Annotated in this window: 20 protein-coding genes; 11 read left to right on the forward strand and 9 right to left on the reverse strand. The window is 68.8% G+C overall.

What is annotated here, in order from left to right; all coding sequences use genetic code 11:
- Nucleotide 1: 1 nt before the first annotated feature.
- Both ACR3ZA_RS09040 and ACR3ZA_RS09045 read right to left on the reverse strand, forming a co-directional pair.
- Nucleotides 2-2,287: an SDR family oxidoreductase gene (locus ACR3ZA_RS09040; RefSeq protein WP_473661642.1), complete on the reverse strand. Its 2,286-nt coding sequence runs from the start codon at nucleotides 2,285-2,287 to the stop codon at nucleotides 2-4.
- Nucleotides 2,284-3,123 carry a hypothetical protein gene (locus ACR3ZA_RS09045; RefSeq protein ID WP_473661643.1) on the reverse strand — a complete coding sequence of 280 codons (840 nt, stop codon included), beginning with the start codon at nucleotides 3,121-3,123 and terminating at the stop codon, nucleotides 2,284-2,286. Before ACR3ZA_RS09045 ends, ACR3ZA_RS09040 begins: the two co-directional genes overlap by 4 nt.
- Before the next feature lie 77 nt (nucleotides 3,124-3,200).
- Here ACR3ZA_RS09045 and ACR3ZA_RS09050 point away from each other — a divergent pair, with 77 nt between their 5' ends.
- The 5 genes from ACR3ZA_RS09050 to ACR3ZA_RS09070 are packed head-to-tail and all read left to right on the forward strand — an operon-like array spanning nucleotide 3,201 to nucleotide 8,247.
- Complete coding sequence (locus ACR3ZA_RS09050; protein WP_473661644.1) at nucleotides 3,201-3,980, forward strand: SDR family NAD(P)-dependent oxidoreductase; 780 nt, start codon at nucleotides 3,201-3,203, stop codon at nucleotides 3,978-3,980.
- A gap of 38 nt (nucleotides 3,981-4,018) precedes the next feature.
- Nucleotides 4,019-4,726 (forward strand): 1-acyl-sn-glycerol-3-phosphate acyltransferase, encoded by a 708-nt coding sequence (locus tag ACR3ZA_RS09055; RefSeq protein WP_473661645.1) that lies wholly within the window; start codon nucleotides 4,019-4,021, stop codon nucleotides 4,724-4,726.
- Nucleotides 4,723-6,399, forward strand: coding sequence for an FAD-linked oxidase C-terminal domain-containing protein (locus tag ACR3ZA_RS09060; RefSeq protein WP_473661646.1), 1,677 nt, complete (start codon nucleotides 4,723-4,725; stop codon nucleotides 6,397-6,399). The genes ACR3ZA_RS09055 and ACR3ZA_RS09060 overlap by 4 nt, the downstream gene beginning before the upstream one ends.
- A 46-nt stretch (nucleotides 6,400-6,445) precedes the next feature.
- Nucleotides 6,446-7,363, forward strand: a complete 918-nt coding sequence (locus ACR3ZA_RS09065; RefSeq protein WP_473661647.1) for a pseudouridine-5'-phosphate glycosidase — start codon at nucleotides 6,446-6,448, stop codon at nucleotides 7,361-7,363.
- Nucleotides 7,360-8,247 carry a PfkB family carbohydrate kinase gene (locus ACR3ZA_RS09070; RefSeq protein WP_473661648.1) on the forward strand — a complete coding sequence of 296 codons (888 nt, stop codon included), beginning with the start codon at nucleotides 7,360-7,362 and terminating at the stop codon, nucleotides 8,245-8,247. The genes ACR3ZA_RS09065 and ACR3ZA_RS09070 overlap by 4 nt, the downstream gene beginning before the upstream one ends.
- On the opposite strand, the gene ACR3ZA_RS09075 is transcribed toward ACR3ZA_RS09070, so the two are convergent.
- The 3 genes from ACR3ZA_RS09075 to ACR3ZA_RS09085 all read right to left on the reverse strand — a co-directional run bounded on the left by ACR3ZA_RS09075 (nucleotide 8,244) and on the right by ACR3ZA_RS09085 (nucleotide 11,574).
- Entirely contained in the window at nucleotides 8,244-9,617 is a 1,374-nt protein-coding gene (locus ACR3ZA_RS09075; protein ID WP_473661649.1) for an FAD-binding domain-containing protein, read from the reverse strand. The two genes, ACR3ZA_RS09070 and ACR3ZA_RS09075, sit on opposite strands and share 4 nt — an antisense overlap.
- Nucleotides 9,614-10,060, reverse strand: coding sequence for a MarR family transcriptional regulator (locus ACR3ZA_RS09080; protein WP_473661650.1), 447 nt, complete (start codon nucleotides 10,058-10,060; stop codon nucleotides 9,614-9,616). Before ACR3ZA_RS09080 ends, ACR3ZA_RS09075 begins: the two co-directional genes overlap by 4 nt.
- Nucleotides 10,061-10,263: 203 nt before the next feature.
- A complete protein-coding gene (locus tag ACR3ZA_RS09085) occupies nucleotides 10,264-11,574 on the reverse strand; it encodes an MFS transporter (protein WP_473661651.1) in 1,311 nt (436 codons plus the stop codon).
- Nucleotides 11,575-11,709: 135 nt separating this feature from the next.
- Between ACR3ZA_RS09085 and ACR3ZA_RS09090 the strand changes: the two genes are divergently transcribed.
- Nucleotides 11,710-12,789, forward strand: coding sequence for a DNA glycosylase AlkZ-like family protein (locus ACR3ZA_RS09090; protein WP_473661652.1), 1,080 nt, complete (start codon nucleotides 11,710-11,712; stop codon nucleotides 12,787-12,789).
- Here ACR3ZA_RS09090 and ACR3ZA_RS09095 read toward each other — a convergent pair.
- Both ACR3ZA_RS09095 and ACR3ZA_RS09100 read right to left on the reverse strand, forming a co-directional pair.
- The gene (locus ACR3ZA_RS09095; protein ID WP_473661653.1) at nucleotides 12,765-13,739 is read right to left on the reverse strand and encodes a hypothetical protein; all 975 of its coding nucleotides are present in this window, start codon (nucleotides 13,737-13,739) and stop codon (nucleotides 12,765-12,767) included. The two genes, ACR3ZA_RS09090 and ACR3ZA_RS09095, sit on opposite strands and share 25 nt — an antisense overlap.
- Nucleotides 13,736-14,368 (reverse strand): MerR family transcriptional regulator, encoded by a 633-nt coding sequence (locus tag ACR3ZA_RS09100; RefSeq protein WP_473661654.1) that lies wholly within the window; start codon nucleotides 14,366-14,368, stop codon nucleotides 13,736-13,738. Before ACR3ZA_RS09100 ends, ACR3ZA_RS09095 begins: the two co-directional genes overlap by 4 nt.
- Before the next feature lie 51 nt (nucleotides 14,369-14,419).
- On the opposite strand from ACR3ZA_RS09100, the gene ACR3ZA_RS09105 reads away from it, so the two are divergent.
- The gene (locus tag ACR3ZA_RS09105) at nucleotides 14,420-14,773 is read left to right on the forward strand and encodes a DUF2834 domain-containing protein (protein WP_473661655.1); all 354 of its coding nucleotides are present in this window, start codon (nucleotides 14,420-14,422) and stop codon (nucleotides 14,771-14,773) included.
- Here ACR3ZA_RS09105 and ACR3ZA_RS09110 read toward each other — a convergent pair.
- A complete protein-coding gene (locus ACR3ZA_RS09110; protein WP_486179530.1) occupies nucleotides 14,762-16,267 on the reverse strand; it encodes a sulfatase family protein in 1,506 nt (501 codons plus the stop codon). The genes ACR3ZA_RS09105 and ACR3ZA_RS09110 overlap by 12 nt on opposite strands.
- 43 nt (nucleotides 16,268-16,310) lie before the next feature.
- Nucleotides 16,311-17,306 carry a Gfo/Idh/MocA family oxidoreductase gene (locus ACR3ZA_RS09115; RefSeq protein ID WP_486179531.1) on the reverse strand — a complete coding sequence of 332 codons (996 nt, stop codon included), beginning with the start codon at nucleotides 17,304-17,306 and terminating at the stop codon, nucleotides 16,311-16,313.
- 244 nt (nucleotides 17,307-17,550) lie between these two features.
- On the opposite strand from ACR3ZA_RS09115, the gene ACR3ZA_RS09120 reads away from it, so the two are divergent.
- The 4 genes from ACR3ZA_RS09120 (at nucleotide 17,551) to ACR3ZA_RS09135 (ending at nucleotide 22,084) form a co-directional block, all read left to right on the forward strand.
- Nucleotides 17,551-18,732 (forward strand): extracellular solute-binding protein, encoded by a 1,182-nt coding sequence (locus ACR3ZA_RS09120; RefSeq protein ID WP_473661657.1) that lies wholly within the window; start codon nucleotides 17,551-17,553, stop codon nucleotides 18,730-18,732.
- A gap of 4 nt (nucleotides 18,733-18,736) precedes the next feature.
- Entirely contained in the window at nucleotides 18,737-19,681 is a 945-nt protein-coding gene (locus ACR3ZA_RS09125; RefSeq protein WP_473661658.1) for an ABC transporter permease subunit, read from the forward strand.
- Nucleotides 19,678-20,502 carry an ABC transporter permease subunit gene (locus ACR3ZA_RS09130; RefSeq protein ID WP_473661659.1) on the forward strand — a complete coding sequence of 275 codons (825 nt, stop codon included), beginning with the start codon at nucleotides 19,678-19,680 and terminating at the stop codon, nucleotides 20,500-20,502. The genes ACR3ZA_RS09125 and ACR3ZA_RS09130 overlap by 4 nt, the downstream gene beginning before the upstream one ends.
- Nucleotides 20,503-20,590: 88 nt before the next feature.
- Complete coding sequence (locus ACR3ZA_RS09135; protein ID WP_473661660.1) at nucleotides 20,591-22,084, forward strand: sulfatase-like hydrolase/transferase; 1,494 nt, start codon at nucleotides 20,591-20,593, stop codon at nucleotides 22,082-22,084.

Genomic DNA, 22,084 nt, shown 5'->3' on the forward strand with positions numbered 1-22,084 from the left:
GTCAGCTCTCCTCGCTGGGTCGGTAGTCCAGCACAGCACGCTTGGGTGAACGCGCGCTGCGCTTCCAGTGCTCGATGCCCCAGCGCCGACGCTGCGCCTCGCGCGCGAGCGGGGTGTCGGGGTTGACGGCGACCGGATGCCCGAGCAGGTCGAGCCAGACCAGGTCGGCGTGGCTGTCGCCGTAGCCGTACGAGCCCGCCAAGTCGAGGCCATGCTGCTTCGCGTACTGCTTCAGCCAGGCGGCGCGCGCCTCATCGACGAGCGGCGGGGCGGCGAGGTAGCCGGTGAGCACACCGTCGCGCTCGTGCATGGTGCCGGCGATCACCTCATCGAACAGAGCCGAAAGCGGAGCGACGAGGGTGCCGATCGAGCCGGTCACGAGCACGGTGCGGTGGCCCGCCTCGCGGTGCTCCTTGATCCGCTCGATCGCGGCCGGGCTGGTGTGGCGCAGCAGGGTGTCGCTGTAGCCGCCCGCGACGACCTTCTCCAGCCGTGCGGCGGGCATGCCTTCGTAGCGGCGCAGGAAGGTGCGGATGAACTCGCCCCGGTCGCGGCGCTCGGCACGCAGGTAGCGCGGCAGGTTCGCGAGGATGTTGGCCACCTCGCCCGGCCAGGCCGCCTTGCGCATTCCGGCGCTGCGCACCCAGAGGTACTGCTGCACGATGTTGCTGTCGACGATGGTGCCCTCAAGGTCGAACACGGCGACGACGTCGCTGCGCTCGGGCAGCGCCTTCTTCTTCGTCGACGGCGCGCGACCCTCGGGCCGCGCGGCGAACGCGCGGGTCAGGGTCGTGATCGCGGGGATGTGGACCGTCTGGAGGTAGTCCTCCCAGTTGATCGCCGTGATGTCGAAGCCGGCGCTCTTCTTCGCCTTCGCCGGCAGCGCCGCGTGCAGGGCGCGCGTGTTGGCGTCGTCGAAGATGATCTCCGACTGCACATAGGCGCGGTAGAGCTGCGAGAAGTAGCGCAGGGTCTCGAGTTCGCTTTTGCGCGACTGCAGCTCGGCGAACTGCTCGCGGGTGCGCGGGCTTGGCCGACGGCGCTTCAGCCAGCGCTCGGCGCGCGCCGCCTGGCGCTCCTTCGCGTGCAGGGCGCGCTCGACGGCGCGGCTGCCGGGGAAGCCCCAGTTGGGCACCTCGATCTTGCCGCCGCCGGGGGCCGGCATCGGGTTGGCCGTGAAGTACTCGCGCACGTTCTCGAACATGCGGTGGAACGGCAGCGGATTGCTGTTGCCGGAGGCCACCTGGTAGTACTCGGGCTCGGCCTTCGGCGGGTTGGCGGCGACGGCGAGGATCGCGTTGACGACGTGGTCGACGGGGATCAGGTCGAGCACCGTGTCGGGCAGGCCGGGGAACTCGGGGAGCATGCCGCGGCCGTAGGCCATGATCAGCGGGTCGGCCACCTTGAAGCCGTCGATCCAGCCGGGGAACGGGTGCTGCGCGGCGCTCTCGATGATCGCCGGGCGCACGACCGACAGCCGGTGGCCGGCGCCGGCCCACATCTCTTCCGCGGCGCGTTCGGCGAAGGCCTTGGTGAACGTGTAGACGTCCGTCCAGCCGAGGCTCTCGGCACGGGTGCGACCGGCGTCGACGAGATGCTCGGTCACCCACGCGATGCGGGCCTCTTCGCTCGCCGCGGCGACGGCCTGCGGCCCCTCCTTGCCGTGCTCGGCGCGTGCGGTCGCCATGAATTCGCGGAGGGCCTCGGGCTGGCGCGACAGTAGTTCGACGCGCTCACGCGCGCTGCGGGCGGCATCGAACTCGGCTCGCCAGTCGACCTCGTGCTCGAGCCGGGCCTCCGGCACGATGCCCTTGCGGATCCCGCCGACGTAGCAGGTGGAGACGTGCACGACGTGCGGGTTCGAGCCGCTGTCGAGCAGCGCCTGGTAGAGGTTGATCGCCCCTCCGACGTTGGTGGCGAAGGCCTGATCGATCGGCGGATCGAAGCTGACCGTCGACGCCGAATGGATGACGACATCCAGGTCCGCGGGAAGCTCCGGCACGGAGCCGAGCCCGCCCTCGATGACCCGCACCCGCTCGGCGACGATCCGGTCGGCCTCCTCAGCACCCACCTTCTTCCGCCAGGCGGCGAACACGGGCTTCCGCATGAGGGTGCGCAGCCGGTCGGCTCCGGTGGCCGAGCCCTTGGTGCGCACCAGGATCGAGATCGTCGTCTCGGGGTGGCTGGAGAGCAGCCGCTCCACGACCGCCTGGCCGACGAAGCCGGTCGCCCCGGTGACGAAGACGTGAGCCGACCCGAGGTCGGTCTTGGCGCGCGCGGGGCTCACGGGACGAGCCTTGCCGCGACGGTCGAGGCGACGGTGGCGAGGCCCGGCAGGTCGCCGAGGGCGGCGGAGATGGTGGCGGCCTCGCGGCGGCCGAGGTCGTCGCCGAACACGGTGCGCTCGAAGAACGTGCGGTCGCGGGCGGGCCGTGTCACGGAGCCGATCGGCCAGGCCGATTGGCGGATGACCTTCTGGGTCAGGCGGCGGGCTCGGTCGGAGGCGGTGAGGCGGCGGTGGGCCTCTTCGGCGAGGAAGCGGATGTGACGGTCCTTGATCTCGAGGATGCGACGGGAGAACGGCGCGAGCGGGTCGGCGAGGGCGGCGAGGCGCCGGTAGGCGGCCTGGGCGATCCACTCGTCGACGAGCCCGGTCGTGACGTGGGCGGCCACGATCAGCGGGCCGTGGAAGTTGGCGATGATGGCGCGCGCGACCGGTCCTCGGCGCTCGGCCCGCTCGGCGAAGCGGCGGCGGGGCCGTGCGGAGGCTGCGATCTCGGGCTCAGCGCCTGCGGCCTCGAGCGCCGCATCGAGCGCGTCGGCGACCCAGAACTTCTCGAAGGCCCAGGTGGTGAGAAAGGCGGTGACCCGCGCGTCCTTGTGCGTCGCGGTGACCAGCAGGTTGCGCATCCGGTCCAGCGTGGTGCGCTCGAGATCACGGAGCACACGCATCAGCCGGATCGCGTCGGAGGGAATCGTCGTGCCCTGGAGAGCGGTGAGCGCGGGGTCCCCGCGGTGGCCGCCCTGGGCGGTGCGCGCGAACTCGCGGACGTCGAACGACCCCGTTCCGTCGACGTCGGACGAGAGGGCAGAGCCCTCGGGCCGGGCGGGAGGCGGAGTCATCGTGAGGAACCCTTCCTGGCGGGGGCGGAGCTGCCCGTGCAGGGTACGGCGCTCACTAGCACCGTATCGTAAGGGGCATGACGATTGCGTTGGTCACCGGCGGAACCTCGGGCATCGGAGCGGAGTTCGCGCGCCAGCTCGCCCGGCGGGGCGACGACCTTGTGCTCGTCGCGCGCGACGTCGAGCGTCTCGAGGAGATGGCGACCGAGCTGCGCGGGCTCGGCCGTGAGGTCGAGGTGCTCCCCGCCGACCTGGGCGATCGCGCCGACCTCGCGAAGGTGGTCGCCCGGCTCGAGGACATGTCGCGACCGATCGACACGCTCGTCAACAACGCCGGATTCAGCGTGCACGCGAGCCTGGTCGACGGAGACCCTGCCCGGCACGATCTCGCTTTCGAGGTGATGGGGCGCGCCGTGCTGGTGCTCTCGGCAGCGGCCGCGCGCGGCATGCGAGCGCGCGGACGCGGGGCGATCGTGAACGTGTCGAGCACCGCAGGCTTCGTCACGATGGGCAGCTACTCGGCGATCAAGGCGTGGGTGACGAGCTACACCGAAGGCCTGGCCAACGAGCTTCACGGCAGCGGCGTCACGGTCACGGCGCTGTGCCCGGGCTGGGTGCACACCGAGTTCCATGACCGCGGAGGCATCAACAAGTCGAGCATCCCGGATGCGCTCTGGCTCGATGCCGGGCCTCTGGTCCGGGCGGCGCTGCGTGACGTGGCGCGCGGGCGCGTGATCTCCATACCGAGTGTTCGCTACAAGGCGCTCATCTGGTTTGCCCGGCACCTTCCCAAGTCGGCCGTTCGCGCGATTTCGCGCCGAATTTCGTCCAGCCGTCGCGATACTGTGAGCGTGTGATTCCGAGCGAGACGCCCGCTCGTGAGGGAGGTTCGACGATGATCGCCACGCGCGACCGTTTCACCTCGCGCTTCCAGGCCGCCGCCCGTTTCGTCGCCCAGCGCGGCATTCTGAAGCCCGTCGCCTGGTCGGTGGTCTCGGTGACCGTCGTCGGCACGGAGAAGCTGAAGGGGCTCCAGAAGTCCTTCGTCGTCGTCGCGAACCACTCCAGCCATCTGGATGCGCCGCTCATCATGGGCGCCCTTCCGCGGAAGCTGGCGCGCTACCTCGCCGCGGGGGCGGCGGCCGACTACTTCTTCGATGTGTGGTGGCGCCGCGGGCTCACGGCGCTGTTCTTCAACGCCTTCCCCGTCGACCGCACCGGCACGAACTCGCGCAGCGTGAGCGCGCGAACCCTGCTCGAGCGCGGGGTGCCGCTGCTCGTGTTCCCCGAAGGCACGCGCTCGCGCGACGGCCGCATCGGCAGCTTCAAGCCCGGCGCCGCCTCGCTGGCCTCCGCCACCCGCTCGCCGTGCGTTCCGGTGGCGATCGTCGGGGCGAGCGTCGCGCATCCGCGCGGCTCCAGCTGGCCCAAGCCCGGCCGACTGCCGGTCGTCGTCGCCTTCGGGGCGCCGATGACGGTCGGCGATGACGAGACCCCCGCCGAGTTCATGACCCGGGTGCGCGACGAGATCGTGCGCCTGCACGACGAGCACGCCCCCCGCATCCTCCCCGCCCCGTCCCGCCCTGAAGGAGAAACCGAGTGACCGACGTCGTCAAGCACATGAAGTGGTGGGGCTGGGGGCGCGAGGGCGTCGGATTCCACCACGAGGACAAGCCCAACTTCGCTCCCTTCGTGCTGAACGCGGTCGGTCTCGATCTTCACGCCGCCACTCCCGCCGTGGAGCCGGACTTCAGCGAGCTGAAGGTGCCGCGCTCGAAGGCGACCGCGGCCTTCGTGAAAGAGCTTGCCGCGATCGTCGGTGCCGACCACGCCACGAAGGACGACATGGTGCGCGTCGTGCACACCTACGGCAAGAGCCTGCGCGACCTGGTGCGCATCCGCGGCAACATGATCCTGCGCGCTCCCGATGTCGTGGTCTACCCGGCCGACGAGTCCGAGGTTCAGCGCATCGTGGATGCGGCGGTGGCGGCCGACGCCGTCATCATCCCGTTCGGCGGCGGCAGCAATATCGCCGGCAGCCTGGAGCCCTACCCGAAGGAGAAGCGCGTCATCATCTCGCTCGACCTCGGGCGACTGAACCAGGTGCTCGACGTCGACGCCGATTCGGGGCTCGCGCGCATTCAGGCGGGGGCGCAGGGCCCGGACCTGGAGGCGCAGCTCGCCGAGCGCGGCTGGACGATCGGGCACTTCCCCGACTCGTTCACCCACTCCACGCTCGGCGGCTGGGTGGCCACCCGCTCCAGCGGAATGCAGTCGGACAAGTACGGCGACATCGCCGACATCGCGCGCGGCATGCGCGTCGTGCGACCCGGCGGCGTGCTCGTGCTGCGCCCGCTGCCCTCGACCTCGAGCGGGCCCAGCGTGCGCGAGATGATCCTCGGCTCCGAGGGGCGCCTCGGCGTCATCACGGAGGTCACGGTGCAGGTGCACCGCATCCCCGAGAAGCGCGACGTGTTCGCCTACTTCTTCCCGAACTGGAACGCCGGCATCGCCGCGATGCAGGAGATCAGCGAGTCGGATGCGACCCCGTCGATCACCCGCGTCTCCGACTCCAACGAGACCGGCTTCTCGCTCGCGACGAGCAAGAAGAGCACGGGCGTCAGCAAGTTCCTCTCCGGCACGGTGCTGCCCACGCTGATGAAGAGCAAGGGCTGGAACCTCGACGACATCTGCCTGAGCTTCATCGGCTACGAGGGCGGCACCGCGCACGCCAAGCGCCAGAAGAAGATCGTCGACGCGATCGTCAAGAAGCACGGCGGCATGGGCGTCGGCTCGGGCCCGGGTGTGCTCTACGACCAGAAGAAGTTCGACACTCCGTACCTGCGCGATTTCTTGCTCGATCGGGGCGCGGCGGGCGATGTCTCGGAGACAGCGGCGCCGTGGTCGCGCCTGAACGAGGTGCACGACGCGGCCTACGCCGCGGCGAACGCGGCCTACGCCGAGATCGGCGTCAAGGGCTGGATCATGTCGCACCTGTCGCACTCGTATCACTCGGGGGCCTGCCTGTACTTCACGTTCGCGTTCGTCTTCCAGGACGACCCGATCGCCGAGTACAACGTCGTCAAGAACGCGATCCAGCAGTCGTTCGTCGATCACGGGGCGACGATCTCGCACCACCACGGCGTCGGCGTCGAGCACGCTCCGTGGCTGGAGCAGGACATTTCGACCGAGGGCGTCAAGGTGATGAGCGGGCTGTTCGCCGCCACCGACCCGGGGTCGAACTTCAACCCGCGCAAGGTCGTCACGGGGAGCTGATCATTGCTCGACGGGCGCGTCCAGAGCCCGGGATACGGTAGAACGAATGGCTTCCTACGAACTCTCCCCTGAAGTGGCGTCGGCGCTCGCCGATGGTCAGCCGGTCGTCGCGCTCGAGTCGACGATCATCTCTCACGGTCTGCCGCGCCCGCGCAACCACGCGGCGGCGGTCGAGTTTGAGGAGATGCTCCGCGACCGCGGGGTGACTCCGGCCACGATCGCGGTGATCGACGGCGTCCCCCGCGTCGGCCTCGACGCCGACGGGGTGCGTCGGATCGCCGAAGACGACCTCGCGAAGGCCAGCGTGCGCGACCTTCCGATCCTGGCGGCGCGCGGGGCATCCGGTGCGACCACGGTCGCGGCGACGGCGCGGCTCGCGGCGCAGGCCGGCATCCGGGTGTTCGCGACCGGCGGGCTCGGCGGTGTGCACCGCGGCGCTGCCGAGACGTTCGACGAGTCGGCCGACCTCGCCACTCTCGGCGAGGTGCCGATCTCCGTGGTGAGCGCGGGGGTCAAGAGCGTGCTGGACATCGCGGCGACGCTGGAGCGTCTCGAGACCCTGAGCGTGCCGGTGATCGGATTCGGGACGCGCGCGTTCCCGGCCTTCTGGCTGCGCGAATCCGGCATCGATCTGGACTGGAGCGTCGACAGCGCGGAGGAGGTCGCGCGCGTCATGCGCGCTCGCGACGAGCTCGGGCAGCGCCAGGGCATCGTCGTGGCGAACCCCATTCCCGCCGAGCAGCAGTGGGATCCGGCCGAGCACGATCGCGTGCTCGCCGAGGCGTTCGCCGCCGCCGAGCTGGCGGGGGTGCGCGGCAAGGCGGTCACGCCGTTCCTGCTCGGCTTCATCGTCGACGCCTCCCAGGGTCGCAGCCTCGAGGTGAACCTCGATCTGGCGCGCAACAACGTGCGCGTCGCCGCCGACATCGCGCGAGCCTGGAGTGCGCTCGGCGGCACGGCGTGAGCGGCCCGCGCTTCGTCGTCATCGGCGACGTCATCAACGACATCGTCGTGGTGCCGCGCGGCACCATTCAGGTGGATGCCGACACCACGGCCTCGGTGCGCACGCGGCCCGGCGGCTCGGCGGCGAACACGGCGGCCTGGCTCGGCGCGCTCGGCGCTGACGTCGACTTCGTCGGCTGCGTCGGGGGTGAATCGCTCGAGTGGCACCTGAACGCGCTCCGCGATCAGGGTGTGACTCCGCACCTGAAGGTCGAACCCGGATTCGCGACCGGCACGATCGTGATCGTCGTCGAGGGCGAGCACCGCACGATGCTCACCGAGCGCGGCGCGAACTCGGCCATCAGCTCCAGCCTCGTGACCGACGAGATCCTCGACGGGGCGGCCATGCTGCACCTCAGCGGCTACAGCATCGTCGACGGCTACGGCGACGCGGGTGCGCGCGACCTGATCGACCGGGCGACCGCGCTCGGCGTGCCCGTCTCGGTCAACCCGGGCGCGGCCGGCTACATTCTCGAATTCGGCGTCGAGCGGTTCCTCGCGGCGATCGACGGCGCGACCGTGTTCTTCCCCAACCTCGCCGAGGGCAAGCTGCTCACCGGACGCGACGACGCGGAGGGGATCGCGAAGAAGCTCCTGACGCACTTCCCGGTCGTCGTGGTGACGCTAGGCTCGCAGGGGGCGCTCATCGCCACGCGCGGCGAGAAGCCGATCCTGGTTCCCGCGCCGACGGTGCGGCTGATCGACCCGACCGGGGCGGGAGACGCCTACGCGGCGGGCTTCCTGGAGACCTGGGTCGCGACGGGGTCGCTCGACCTCGCGGGGCAGGCGGGGGCGCAGGCGGCCGCGCGCGCGATCATGGTCGTCGGCGGGCGCCCCGCGATCTAATCGGCGGCGCCGCGCGTCGCGCTGGCGCGCATGTGCTGGTAGGCGTCGAGCGCGCGCACTCGCGACTCGGCGAGGTCGACGATCGGCTCGGGGTAGTCGGGCGTGCCCAGTTCGGGAACCCAGCGCCGCAGGTAGCTCTCGTCGGGGTCGAAGCGCTTCGCCTGCGTGACGGGGTTGAAGACGCGGAAGTAGGGGGCGGCATCCGAGCCGCTGCCGGCCACCCACTGCCAGTTGCCGGGGTTGCTCGCCTCGTCGGCGTCGACGAGCGTGTCCCAGAACCACGCCTCGCCGACGCGCCAGTCGATGAGCAGGTTCTTGATGAGAAAGCTCGCGACGATCATGCGGACGCGATTGTGCATGACGCCGGTGTGCCAGAGCTCGCGCATCCCCGCGTCGACGATCGGGATGCCGGTGCGGCCCTGCTGCCAGGCGGCGAGCTCGGCCGGGTCGGCGGCGCTCCACGGGAACGCGTCGAACTCGGGCTTGTGGTTCTCGGTGCCGAGCTCGGGGTCGTGGAACAGCAGCTGAGCGTTGAACTCTCGCCAGCCGAGCTCGCTGCCGAACTTCGCCACGTTGCGCCGTGCGGCCGGGCTGAGGTCGGGGGCGTGCACGCGCGCCCAGACCTGGGCGGGGCTGAGCTCGCCGAAGCGGAGGCGGGGGCTCAGCCGTGAGGTCGCGTCGACGGCGGGCTCGTCGCGCCGGTGGTAGTCGGCGAGGGCGCCGGTGGCGAACTCGTCGAGCCGGTCGAGCGCGGCGGCCTCGCCGGGGGTCCAGGTCGCGCGGAGCCCCGCCGCCCAGTCGGGTCTGGTGGGCAGCAGGTCCCAGTCCTCCAGCCGGTCCCCGTCGACGGCGAGGCCGCGGATGCGTGCGGGCGCCGGAAGCGGCGCGCGGAAGTCGAGTGAGCTGGCGGCGCGCCAGAACGGGGTGAAGACGCGATACGGCTGGCCGGCCCCGGTCAGCACCTGGCCGGGTTCGACCAGCAGGGCGGCGGCGAAGCTGTGCACCTCGATGCCGTCGGCGGTGAGTCGAGTGCGCAGCCGTGCGTCGATCGCCCGCGCGGGCGTGTAGCGACGGTTCCACACGACGGCGGTGGCGCCGAGCTCGGCGACCAGGTCGGGGATCACCGTCTCGGCGGCGCCGCGCCGGAGGACGAGCGTCGCGCCGAGCTCGTCCAGTCGCTCGCCGAGCGCGGTCAGGCTGCCGTGCCACCACCAGCGCGCGGCACCGCCGAGCGGCCGGAGCTCGGGGCTGACGTCGTCGTGGACCACGACGACGACAACGGGACCGCCCCGGTCGACCGCCGCGGTCAGGGCGGGGTTGTCGGCCACGCGCAGGTCGTCGCGAAGCCAGACCAGAACGGGGGCGGTCATTCGATGCGCGCCGTCGGGTCGGCCCCGCGAAGCTTGCGCGTCAAGCGCAGCAGCTCCTCGATCTCCTCCGCACTGAGCACCGACATCTCGCGGGCGATCGCGGTGCTGTGCTGGGCTCCGACGCGCCGGAACAGCTCGAGGCCGAGCTCGCTCAGAGTGATCACGGTGCCGCGGGCGTCGCGCGGGTCGCGAGAGCGGGTCACCAGTCCTCGGGCCTCGATGCGGTCGATCAGGCGGCTCACGCTCGGCTGGGTGAGCAGCAGGTGCTTCGTGAGATCGCGGATTCGGGCGGCGTGTTCGGGCTGCCGGTAGAGGTTGAAGAGCACGTCGTACTCGTTGAACGACAGGTCGTCGGGGAAGACCGAGAGCAGCCGGCGCAGGAGCGAGACCTGCGCGCGGTAGAGCGACTCCCAGGCATCCACGGCCCGTGTGCGGTCGGTCATGGACCTACTCTAGGCATCCGCTGCGGCCCTCGATGGCGGGCGCCGTGTTAACAGATTGAGGGTCGGTCGCAGAGGCACGCGACCGACCCTCTCCCTTGCACCAAGAGTGTCCTGCAATCACATTCCGCGGTAGCTGCCACAGCAAACAACTAACGCTCTTGAAAGATATAACGGAAAGATAACGCTGTCTAGTTACCTGTTCGTTATTTTTGCTTCGGGTTTTCTGTGAGTGCGGCGGCGGCGCGTCGTGCGGCGGCGCGCTCCGCATCCGCAGCGCGCGCCGCCGCGATGGCGGCCCGCCCCGAGGGCACCGAGATCGCGATCAGCATGACGACGATGCAGGCGATCCCGGCGACCACGAGCAAGGTCTCCACGCGCCAGACATCGGCGAGCGGGCCGAACACAGCCATGCCGATCGGGGTCGCGAGCGCCATCACGATGCTGACGTAGCTGAAGACGCGCCCGTGCATCTCCGGCCGCACGCTCTCCTGCATCAGGGTCATGAAGGGCGCCGTGAGCGGCGGCACCAGCAGGCCGAACAGGAAGATCAGGGCGTAGAACCCGATCAGGTCGGTGCTGAAGCCGAGCGCGATCGTCGTCAGGCCGAAGCCGAAGGTCGAGAACAGGATCAGGGCGATGCGACTCGACCTGGCCAGCAGCGTCGACACCACGACCCCGCCGAGCATCATGCCCACGCTGAAGGCGGCCTCGAGCACGGTGACCATCCAGACTTCGGAGCCGAAGCTCCGGGCGACCATCAGCGGCGTCACGTACGACGGGGCGATGGTGAGCAGGAAGATGATGGCGAACACGGTCAGCAGCCAGCGCACGACGCGGTGCGTGGCGACGTACAGCGCGCCTTCGATGAGGTCGGCGCGGTAGGTCGTGGTCTTCTCCGCGATCGCCTGGAGAGTCGGAACGGCGACGAAGGAGAGCAGGAGGATCCCGATCGCCGCCGAGACGACGTCGATGAAGAAGACCGGCACGATCCCGAAGACCCCGAACACGACGCCCGCGGCGACGGGCGCCAACAGCGTCATCGAGGACTGCATGGTGTGGAAGATCCCGTTGACGCGCATGAGGTGCTCGGCGGGCGTCACCTGCGGGATCATCGCCGAGACGGCCGGTGTCTGCACCCCGGCCCCGACCGAGCGCACCGCGACGGCGAGCAGGATGATCCAGAGCTCGGTGACGCCGCTCAGCATCAGCAGGGCGAGGGCGAGCGTGGTCAGAGCGATCGTCGCGTCGGAGACCATGACGAGAACTCGGCGGTTGATCCGGTCGGCGAGCACACCGCCGAAGATGGCGATCACGCCCTGCGGAGCGAAGGCGGCGATGGCGTAGAGAGCCACGGCCAGACCCGAGCGGGTCTCGAACGTGACGTACCACATGACCGCGAACTGCACGACGAGAGAGCCGAACAGAGAGATCGTCTGTCCCGTGAGGAACAGGGCGACATTGCGCTTCCACGGCCGGGTTGCGGGGGTGGAGACGTGAAGATCGGGTGACGCCATGGCCATCCTTCGTGCATCGAGGCGATCTCGATGACCGCAGAGGAAATGTACACACTGCCGCGCCCCGTGTCTGCCGCTATCAGAGGATTCCTTGTTTAACAACGGCGGACCCTCGGCCCCGCATAGGCTCGGCTCATGCATCGCCTGAGTCGCTCCGAGGCGCGTCGAATCGCGGTTCGTGCTCAGCGCCTGGCGCTGCCGAGGCCCGGCGGCCTGCACGAGGCCCTCGACTCCCTCGGCGTGCTCCCGGTCGACCGAACCGACCGGATCGCACCGAGTGCCGACCTGGTCCTGTGGACGCGGCTCGGCCGACGCTACGACCCCCTCGAGCTTCGCATCGCGCTGGAAGAGGAGCGCTCGGTGCTGGAGCTGCAGGGGATGCTCCGGCCCGCGGCCGACCTCGATCACTTCCGTCCCGTGATGTCCGAGGCGCCACGGTCAGACAGCGCGCGCGAGTGGCTGCGAGCGAACGCGCGCTTCCGCCACGACGTGCTGAAGCGTCTCGCCGAGGAGGGCCCGCTGGTCGCGGCCGAGATCGACGACACGAGTGCCGTCGACTGGGCCTCCACCGGCTGGAGCAACGCGAAGAACGTCACGAAGATGCTCGAGATCCTCGAAGCAACAGGCGAGGTCGCGGTGGCGGGCACCCGCAAGCGGGCGAGGCTCTGGGATCTCGCGGCTCGCATCCACCCGCCCCTCGAACAGGACCTCAGTGCCGACGACGCGCAGCGCCTGCGCGACGCGCGTCGGCTGCGCGCGCAGGGCATCACGCGGGCCAGCGTGCGCGACTCGCCGGTCGGTCGGATCGAGCTGGCAACCGCCGGTGAACCGGCCGAGATCGTCGGGCTCGCGGGGGAGTGGCGCGTCGATCCCGCGCACCTGGGCCGCGACTTCCACGGCCGCACCGCGCTGCTCTCCCCCTTCGACGGGCTGATCAGTGACCGCTCACGGATGGAGCAGCTCTTCGAGTTCGAGTACGCCTTGGAGATGTACAAGCCGGCACGCGCCCGGCGCTGGGGCTACTTCGCGCTGCCGATCCTGCACGGCGATCGCCTGATCGGCAAGGTCGACGCGACGGCCGATCGCACGGCGGGCGTGCTGCGAGTCCACGCGATCCATGAGGACGCGCCGTTCGATACCGACGCGCGTGACGCGGTCGTCGCCGAGCTTGAGGACCTCGCCGCGTGGCTTCAGCTGGAGCTCGATCGACCCTGAGCGCGGGCTCCTCGCGCCAGGATGGCCGCCGCCGCGACGACCGCGCCGATCGCGACCGCGATGCCGGCGACGAGCACCGGCCCGGACGGGGCGATGACCGACTGCCCGGCGAGCGCCTGCCAGGTCAGCAGGACCGTCGTCGCGGCGTAGGTCGCGGCGGAGACGGCGATGAGCCGGAAGCGGATTCGCTCGTCGCGCAGCACGCGGACCCGAGCGGAGAGAAGTTCGAGCCCGAGCAGGACGAGCGGGATCGCCTGCATCGCGTGCATTCCGATGAAGTGCGGAACGCGCAGGTCGCCGCCCTCGGTGCTCCAGCCGAGGAAGGGCAGCCCGGGGCCGCCGTCGGCGACGCCGACCGCGTGCGCCCCGGCGACTCCCTGGAAGTCGCTGAGCTGCTCGGCGTTGGGGCTCGTCATGAAGAACGCGAGACCCATCCCGACGATGCCGAGCGCGACGCCCGCGCGCACCGCGAGGTTGCGCGCGCGGTCCGGCCCCGGGCTCGCGATGATGCCGAGACCGACGAGCAGGGTCATGACCCAGACCACGACGATCGACACGGCCATCACCGACCACAGCGCCGCGGTGAGCGGGGTCGAGACGTTGAAATGGCTCGTCGAGCCGAGGGCGGCGGCGCCCACGATGATCACGATCTCGGCGAGCAGTCCGACGACCGCGATCGTGCCCGCGGCCCCCGCCAGGCGGCGCCGACGCTGCACGAGACCGATGAGCCAGGCGAGCGTGAGCGAGAAGACCGCGATCGAGATCGCGAACTTGAGCGGCTTGAACCAGGCGTTCTGCCCGAGGATCTCGCGCGGGTCGACGATCGCCAGCACCCCGGATGCGACCGCGAGCGCCGCCATGAGGGCGGCGAGGGCGAGCAGCGGGCGATGCCAGCGCACGGGGCGCGGGAGTTCCAGTCGGGTGATCCGCGACGCGGTGTCGGTGTTCATGCGTGGGTGTCTCCGTTCGAATCGAGCGCGGTGGAGGAGAGGTGCTGCTGGGCCATGCGGCGAAGCCCGGCCACGAGCGTGTCGCCGAGCACGGTGCCGACGACGACGGTCTCGGCGGTCTTGGCCCGGTCGCCCGACATCGGCGTCACGCTGAGGTCGGCCGCGGCGATGGACTCGGCCGCGTCGAGGTAGCCCGGCAGTGCCGCCGCGAGGTCGTCGCGCCCGAGTTCGGCGTAGCGATCGAGGATGCCCGCAGCAAGGTCGACTCCGGGGTTGTCCGGGTGAACGCGCCAGCCGCGCGCCGCCGCGAGCTCGAGCAGCCGGGCGCGGGATTCGGGGGAGGCGGGGCTGTCGGCGCCGGCAATGGCGCCCTGCGCGATGCCGAGAGTGTCGTAGACCGGCAGGCTGTCGTCGTCGATCGCGGCGAGCACGGTGCGGGCGTGCGCGATCGTGAGCCCGCCGGCTTCGATCAGGGCACGCAGCAGACGGAGGCGCGCGAGGTGCTGTTCGCTGTAGTCGGTCTGGTTGTAGCCGGTGCGCTCGCCCGCGGGCAGCAGTCCTTCGCGCGTGTAGTACTTGATCGACGCCGTGGAGACGCCGCTGCGCTGACTGAGCTCGGAGATCCGCATGTCGATAGCCTAACTATCGACAGTATGACTATCAACCCCTAGAGTGGCGACATGACTCGCAGCTCCCGCACCCGCCTCGGTCTCGCGCTCGTCTGGTTCGCGCTCGCCGCATTCGGCCTCGTCGGAACCTGGTACTTCAACCTCCGCTTCTTCGCTGCCGGGGACAGCGCCGACTACCTCGGCTCCTGGTTCGCCAACGACGCCAGCTCCTCGGCCGCCGTCGACCTGATCGTGGTGGCCTCGGCGGCCAGCATCTTCATGGTCGTCGACGGAATCCGACTCGGCTGGGCGCGCTGGATCTGGGTGCTCGTGGTGCTGAGCTTCGCGATCGCGATCGCCTTCACCTTCCCGCTCTATCTCGGGCTGCGGGAGCTCGCGCTGCGACGTCGCGCGCTATCGCGGTAGCGGGCCGCGGGGCCTCGATCGCGCCTCGCGCATGCGCTGAATGGGCGGCGTCTCGGCATCGTCGACGAACGTCCACAACTCGTTCTGGTCGGGGAACGGATCCTCGAAGTAGTCCAACCACTCGTGCATCTTGGCGTCGAGAGCTGCTTGGATCTCCTCGGTCCCCGGTCGGCCGGGAAGCGAGGTGTGGCCGAAGAGGTTGTCGAGGTGGTGTGGATCCTCACGACGGTTGAAGAGGGTGTCCATCCGTCGGAGCAAGACCGTGCGGCCGACGTCTGACTCGACGTGCTTCTGCTCGCCATCGCGACGATCGATGTTCTCCGTGGAGTAGGTCCACTCGCGGGTGTAGACGCCGCGCCACGGTGTCGTGAAATAGAACAGCGGGGCGGACTCGACGGCGTCATCGTCCTCTTCGAGAATCGCGCCGGCCAAGTTCTTGCCGTGCACATGCGACGGGGGCTCGAGCCCCATGAGTCCCAGCAGTGTCGGCATCAGATCGATCGTGCCGACGATGAGCTCGGAACGGCGAGGACTGATGCGTCCTCCGGGCAGTCGAATGATGAGCGGCACGCGCGCCGAGACGTCCTCGGGGCTTGACTTGTGCCAATGGTTGTTGAACGCGCCGAAGGTTTCACCGTGGTCGCTCGTGAACACGATGATCGTGTTGTCCATGAGGCCCTGTTCCTCGAGTGTGTCGAGAATGCGGCCGACATTGGTGTCGACCTCACTGCAGAGCGCCAGGTAGCCCTGGGTCATCCGGCGCGTTCGTTCGTTGACCGGCACTGTCGGACGAAGGGTCAACTCGTCGGGGTCGTAGAGGTCCTTGAACTCCTCGGGTGCATCGAACGAGGTATAGGTGGCGGGGTCTCCGCCGTCGTGGTTGTGCGGTGCGTGGTACGACACAAAGAGGGTGAAGGGCTGATCGCGGCTCTGTTGGCGGACGAAGTCAACCGCTTGGCCGGTCTGCCCCTCGACCTCCCACATCCCGAACAGGCGCTTCTCGTCGCCGTCCCAGTAGAACGCGTTGTCGGGGTCGTAGTTCACCGCGCAGTTGTTGGTGAGGAACGTGTCGTCGAAGCCGTGTCGATCCGGCCCGGCGGGGACGGGGCGCTTCCGGTCTCCTCCGAACAGGTGCCACTTGCCGACGTAGCCGTTGCGATAGCCGGCCTTGGCGGTCACCTCGGCGAACGAGTCGCCCAAGTCGGTCGCGAGGCGACGGTCGTTGGTGAAGCAGTTGTTCCACAGCGGATGCTGGCCGGAGATCATCATGCTGCGCGCTGGCGTGCACACGGGCGAGTTCGAGACCGCATGCTCGAACAGCAGGCCTTCGCTCGCGAGCGCATCGAGTCGAGGCGTCTGGGCATCGCTCAGCCCATACGCGCCGAGCATGTCGTGCGACTGCTGGTCCGAGAAGATGAACACCAGGTTCGGAGAGGTTGCCGCCGCATCGGGGTCGCGTGTGGCCTGGTTTCGTTCATCGATGAACCGGTTCATGAGATTGATCTTGCCAGCGGAGGGGACTTGCCGCAACGCGGAGTCAGTAGCTGAGCGGAAACTCGGTCTGCACATCGATCGATCGACCGGTCGCCATTGCCCGAGAGATCGCTGCTTGGACCTGCAGTTCACGCAGGCCCGCGTCGATCCCGACGTCTGCCGGTTGACCTGCGCGGACGGCATTCAGATAGGCCGCCAGGTTGCTCGCAAACGACTGCGCGAAGGCGGTCTCGCGAGAGGCGGAGGAGGGCAGTCGGGTCTGGGTCAGGCGTCCGGTCGAGGCATCGAAGACCTCGGTGCTGACGTCGAGATCTCGCCATTCCACTCGCCCGGCCGCGGAAAGGAAGGTGATCGAGAAGAGCTCATCGTTCCAGGTTCGGTCGGCGGAGCAGAGCAGCGTTCCGGCGATCCCGGACTCCGTAGAGAACGAGACCGCCCGGGAGGGAGGGGTGGCGGACAAGGCGGCCGCCGCGGGTCCACCCTCGGCGACCGCGCTGAGTCGCGCGATGGGGCCGCAGACCATGCCAACAAGGTCGATCGTGTGGGAAAGGCAGGCGAAATGAGTGTTCACGACGACGGTTCGCGGAGCGGTGGGCGCCGACGGTGAGAGCGCGCCGAGGGTCGAGCGCACGGACTCGAACTGGCGGAAGTTGAATCCGATCGCGATCTCCACGCCGGCGGCGCGCGCCGTGCGAGCCAGCGCCAGCGCCCGGTTGAAGTCCGCGTCATCGATCCAATGCTGGCCGCGCGCGGCGACGAGCGGCTTTTCGGAGAGCACGCGCGGGATCCTCAACTCGATGAGATGGTCGAGCACCTCGGCGTGCTGGGAGTCGTTGGTGAGATTGACAACGACGTCCGGTCGGAAAGCGCCGAGCTCCTCCCAGGAGGCGAGCGCTGTTCCCCCGAATCGCGCTCGCGCGGCTTCACTCTTGTCGGGCGAGCGCGACAGGTATCCCAGTTCGAGGTCGTCAACGCGTGACAACCACGGGAGGTAGTAAGTCAGGGCGAGCCGTCCGGTTCCGACAATGCCGAGTCGCATGAGGTTTCCTTTCTTCCGGGACCACTCCGGGGCCGCCGGTAGCGGCACGTCCGATCCTTTGCTAGTGTCCCGTGAAACGGTTCATCCGCGAACACAGAAAGTTGACAAAGTGGTCACACAATTCACAGCGCCTCGCCGCCTTGCGGCAGTCGTCACAGCCGGAGTGCTCGCCGCAGGACTCGTCTCCTGCAGTGCAACCTCCGAAGCCGGCGGCACGGAAGCAGGCGGAGAGATCCGCATCGGCATGAACGCATCGCTCGTCCCGCAGTTCGAAAAGTACGCCGCGGTCTTCGAGAACGAGCACCCCGAGTTCGATGTCACCGTGCAGGCCGTTCCTGAAGCCGCCGCGGACTACATCCAGCAGCTCGCGACCGAAAACCTCAGCAACTCGGTTCCCGACATCGTGTTCAACACGGGTGGGCTCAACCAGAGCCTTGACGCCAACGGGCTGCTCTTCGATCTCAAGCCGTGGCTGGACGAAGCCCGAAGCGGACTCGACGGCTCGAACTTCTCGTCGAACTTCTTGAACCTCTTCGCCGTCGATGGGGGCGACCGCATCACTGGTATTCCCGTGAGCGCCGATAGCGGGGTCGCCGTGATCAACACCTCGATCCTCGACGAGTACGGAATCGCCATGCCGGACGCCGATTGGACGTACGACGAGATGTACGACATCGCCGAGCAGGTCTACACCGCGTCCGGCGGCGACGTGTACGGCATCGTGACGCCGCTGGGCATTGCCAGCTTTGCCTTCCAGTGGGACCCGGTGCTCCGCGCTTACGGCAGCAAGATGTACGACGCCAGCGCGAACGAGTTCACCTTCGCCAACGCCGAGGGCCTGGCGGCCTGGGAGGCGCTGATGAAGCCGTACGAGGACGGCTTCGGCGTGCCGTACGCGTCACTGTCGAACGACCCGGGGAAGAACCTCTTCCCGAGTGGACAGGCCGCGATGGATGTCGTGTCGACCGCTCGCATTGCCGCGCTGCGCGAGCAGATGGACGATGACTGGGACGTTCTGCCGATGCCGTTCGTTGACGGAGCACGAACGACCGGCGGGGGCGCCTACTCGCTGTCGATCAGCGAGAAGTCGGACAACAAGGAAGCGGCGTGGGAGTTCCTCGCCTGGTTCTACTCGACGGAGGGCGGCTTCGAGGTCGCCAAGAACGACGGCGTGATCCCCGCGACGGCCGACGGCATCGAGAACGGATCGTGGCAGGACGATGTTCCCGCAGTGCCGGTGAACTTCGTCGCTGCGGTCCAGACCTCGATCGAGGCCGCCGTCCTGCAGGAGCCCTACCCGGCTGACGTCGCGCCTCAGGTGCTTCCGGCGCTGCAGGAAGCGATTCAGAAGGTCGTGCTTCGCGGAGAGTCCATCGAATCGGCGTTCACCGCCGCTCAGGACTCCCTGAATGAGCTGCTGAAGTAACTGCATGTCTTCGCTTCGCTTTGACAAGCACTCTGACGGGTCGCCGCGTGCGGCGGCCCGTCAGGGGTCAACGTTCGCCCGGGTGCGCTTCGTCAACACGTTCTCCGCGTGGGTCATGCTCGCTCCCGCGGTCGTCATCTTCGCCACCTTCGTGCTCGTCCCCGCCCTCGTGGGCATCGGATTGAGCTTCGTGGAGTGGAACTTCTTCAACACCCCCACCTGGGTGGGCGTCGACAACTACGCCACCCTGCTCGCCGACGCGAAGGCGTGGGAGTCGCTCCTCGTCACCCTCCAATACGTCGTGCTCGGGGTCATCCCGACGGTGCTCCTCGGCTTCATGATCGCCGTCCTCATCAACTCGAACATGCCGGGCATCCCCGCTCTGCGCGTGCTGTACTTCGTGCCGGTCGTGCTTTCGGTCGCCGTCTCGGCGGTGCTGTGGTCGTTCATCTACGACGCGCGTCAGGGTCCCATCGGGGCGCTGTTCCGGGTCTTCGGATTGACGGCGCCGGACTTCCTCAACAGCGAGGCGCTCGCGCTGCCGGCGCTCGTGGTCATGATGATCTGGCTCGCGTTGCCGATTGTCGTGATTCTGTACCTGGCGGGTCTGCAGCGGGTCCCCGAGGACATCTACGCCGCTGCCGCACTGGATGGCGCCGGCCCCTGGCGTGTGCTCTGGTCGATGACTTGGCCGAACGTGATGCCCACGACCTTTGTCGTCGCCGTTCTTCAGATCATCAACTTCGTTGCCAACTCGCTCGATGTTGCGCTGATCATGACTGGCGGCGGACCGCTCGGGGCGACGCGCAGCCTCAGTCTGTATTCGTACGAACGTGCCTTCAACTTCCAAGACGTGGGCTACGCAGGTGCCCTGTCGATTCTTCAACTCGTACTCGTCGTCGGCATCGTGGTCGTCGGTCGTGTGCTCGGATCGAGGTGGTCCCGATGAAGCCCGCAACCTTCAGCGCCGGTCGTTACACGACGATCGTGGTGTTCGGACTCCTCACGGCGTTCCCCCTGCTCTACCTGCTGTCGGGATCGCTGATGTCTTTCCAGGAGATCTCGCAGTATCCGCCGAAGCTGATCACCTCCAACCCCGTCTGGGAGAACTTCAGCGACGCGTGGCACTACCTGACGCCGCGCACGGTCATCAACACCTTCATCTTCGTGGTGTCGGTCGTCGTGCTTCAGCTGGCCATCTGCCTCCCGGCGGCATTCGCGCTGGCGAAGATCCCGGTTCGCGGAGCGACCGCGCTGCTCGCGATGTTCGTCATCCCGATCTTCATGCCGGCCAACCTGACGCTGATCCCGACGTTCATCGTCACCCTGCAGCTGGGGATCGTCGGAACGTTCGCCGGTCTCATCTTGCCGGTCGTCGGGCACGCATCGCTCGGGGTGCTGCTCTTCCGGCAGTTCTTCTCGACGTTCCCGGCGGGGCTGATCGAGGCTGCGCGGCTCGATGGAGCGAGTTGGTTTCGGGTGTTCTTCTCGATCGCGCTGCCCTTGGCGCGACCGGTGATCGCGGCGTACACGGTGGTCACCTTCCTCACCGCGTGGAACATGTACATCTGGCCGCTCGTCGCGGCCCCCGGCCCCGACACCCGGGTGCTGACGCTTGCGCTCGCGCCGCTGGCGCAGGGCGAGTTCAGCAACATCTCACCGTCGGTCGGATTCGCGGCCGCAGCGATCGCCATGGTCCCTGTGCTCATCGTGTTCATCGCGTTCCAGCGCTGGTTCACGCGAGGCATCGTCGGCAGCGGTCTCGAGTAAGTCGACATCCGCGCTGCTCGCCTGCCCCGCCCGTCACGGCGGGGCAGGCGGTGGCGGCGCCGCTCTCAGTTCCAACGAAAGGACCACCGTGTCTTCCCACAGCCGCCCCAACGTCATCTTCCTGATGACCGATCAGCAGCGCTGGGACGCGCTGGGCGCGCACAACCCGCACGTGAAGACGCCGACGATCGACCGCCTGATCGCCGACGGCATCCTGTTCGGGAATGCCACGGCGCAGGCGCCGATGTGCGTTCCGAGTCGGCACTCGCTGATGTCGGGTCTCTATCCCTCGCAGAACGGCGTGCGATCGAATGAGTCGGCGACGCCGGGGGACGACCGTCTGCCGTTCGCGCTCCTGCCCCAGATGCTGAACGCCGCGGGCTACTTCACCGCGGGCTTCGGCAAGACGCACTGGGGGTACACGCCGAGCACGCCGTCGACGCGCGGCTTCGACGTGCGGATGGTGGGAACGCGCGACCTCGGCGACGAGGTTGGAGCCGTGCGATGGCAGGACGACGAGGACCCCGAGGGCCGCGCGGCGTACCTCGCCATGACCGCGGGCTACGGCGCCGGGGAAGAGGAGCCGGCCGGCTATCTCGGCGCGACCTCGTCAATTCCGGAGCGGAATCATCCTGACGGGTGGATCTCCGAGCGGGCACTCGAGTGGCTTGATGGCCCCGAGCTCGACACCGAGGATCCGCTGTTCTTCTACCTGAGCTTCGTCAAGCCCCACGCCGGGCACAACCCGGCGGCAGAGTACGAGGCGATGTACGACATCGACGAGATCCCAGATCTGGTCCTGCCGCCGTGGGGTCCGGAACGCGACGATCACATCCGGGTGCGCGACGCCCACTCCGAATTTCTCGGTGCGCGCAGTGAGCGCTGGCGCGCGGCGTGGACGCAGCTCGAACCGCAGGAGCGGCGATGGGCGACGCTGCGCTACTGGGCGAACTGCACCTGGCTGGATGCTCAATTCGGCAAGGCGCTCGCGAAGCTCCGGAGTCGGGGTCGTCTCGACAACGCGATCATCGTGTTTGCGAGCGACCACGGGGAGCTCCTCGGGGAACGCAACTACCAGTTCTCGAAGTACTGCCTCTATGACAGCAGCATTCGCGTGCCGCTCGTCGTCTCGGGCTCGGCGATTGACCCGGCCAAGCGGGGCACCCGCGACGATCGCCCGGCGGAGCTGGTGGACATCTACCCGACGCTGGGCCAGGCCGCTGGGGCAGACGTGCCCGAGGCCGTCGCCGGACAGTCGCTGCTCGAGGAGGCCACGCGACGAGGGTCGTTCGCCGAGATGCACGAACCCGCCCCGGCCTGGATGTGGCGAACGGCGACGCGGAAGCTCATCCTCTACATCGATCCCGCCGAATCGGCAGTCCAGGGCGAGTTCTACGACCTGGTCGCCGACCCGTCGGAGTGGAACAACCTCTTCGACGACCCCGGGTATCTGGCCGAGCGCGCGCAGCTGTCGGCGGAGCTCGTCGGCCACATCGCTCAGTCCTTTGCGCGCTGGCCCCGCCACGGCCAGCCCGCTCCGTCGCCCGTCTTCGACGACCCGGCAGTCCGCCGGGCAAACTGA

The organism is Herbiconiux sp. J20-20, assembly GCF_057365085.1.

Coding starts and splice junctions, on each gene's coding strand:
- ACR3ZA_RS09045 (WP_473661643.1), bottom strand. CDS start 3,123: ATGACTCCGCCTCCCGCCCGGCCCGAGGGCTCTGCCCTCTCGTCCGAC.
- ACR3ZA_RS09050 (WP_473661644.1), top strand. CDS start 3,201: ATGACGATTGCGTTGGTCACCGGCGGAACCTCGGGCATCGGAGCGGAG.
- ACR3ZA_RS09055 (WP_473661645.1), top strand. CDS start 4,019: ATGATCGCCACGCGCGACCGTTTCACCTCGCGCTTCCAGGCCGCCGCC.
- ACR3ZA_RS09065 (WP_473661647.1), top strand. CDS start 6,446: ATGGCTTCCTACGAACTCTCCCCTGAAGTGGCGTCGGCGCTCGCCGAT.
- ACR3ZA_RS09075 (WP_473661649.1), bottom strand. CDS start 9,617: ATGACCGCCCCCGTTCTGGTCTGGCTTCGCGACGACCTGCGCGTGGCC.
- ACR3ZA_RS09080 (WP_473661650.1), bottom strand. CDS start 10,060: ATGACCGACCGCACACGGGCCGTGGATGCCTGGGAGTCGCTCTACCGC.
- ACR3ZA_RS09085 (WP_473661651.1), bottom strand. CDS start 11,574: ATGGCGTCACCCGATCTTCACGTCTCCACCCCCGCAACCCGGCCGTGG.
- ACR3ZA_RS09090 (WP_473661652.1), top strand. CDS start 11,710: ATGCATCGCCTGAGTCGCTCCGAGGCGCGTCGAATCGCGGTTCGTGCT.
- ACR3ZA_RS09095 (WP_473661653.1), bottom strand. CDS start 13,739: ATGAACACCGACACCGCGTCGCGGATCACCCGACTGGAACTCCCGCGC.
- ACR3ZA_RS09100 (WP_473661654.1), bottom strand. CDS start 14,368: ATGCGGATCTCCGAGCTCAGTCAGCGCAGCGGCGTCTCCACGGCGTCG.
- ACR3ZA_RS09105 (WP_473661655.1), top strand. CDS start 14,420: ATGACTCGCAGCTCCCGCACCCGCCTCGGTCTCGCGCTCGTCTGGTTC.
- ACR3ZA_RS09110 (WP_486179530.1), bottom strand. CDS start 16,267: ATGAACCGGTTCATCGATGAACGAAACCAGGCCACACGCGACCCCGAT.
- ACR3ZA_RS09115 (WP_486179531.1), bottom strand. CDS start 17,306: ATGCGACTCGGCATTGTCGGAACCGGACGGCTCGCCCTGACTTACTAC.
- ACR3ZA_RS09120 (WP_473661657.1), top strand. CDS start 17,551: ATGAACGCATCGCTCGTCCCGCAGTTCGAAAAGTACGCCGCGGTCTTC.
- ACR3ZA_RS09125 (WP_473661658.1), top strand. CDS start 18,737: ATGTCTTCGCTTCGCTTTGACAAGCACTCTGACGGGTCGCCGCGTGCG.
- ACR3ZA_RS09130 (WP_473661659.1), top strand. CDS start 19,678: ATGAAGCCCGCAACCTTCAGCGCCGGTCGTTACACGACGATCGTGGTG.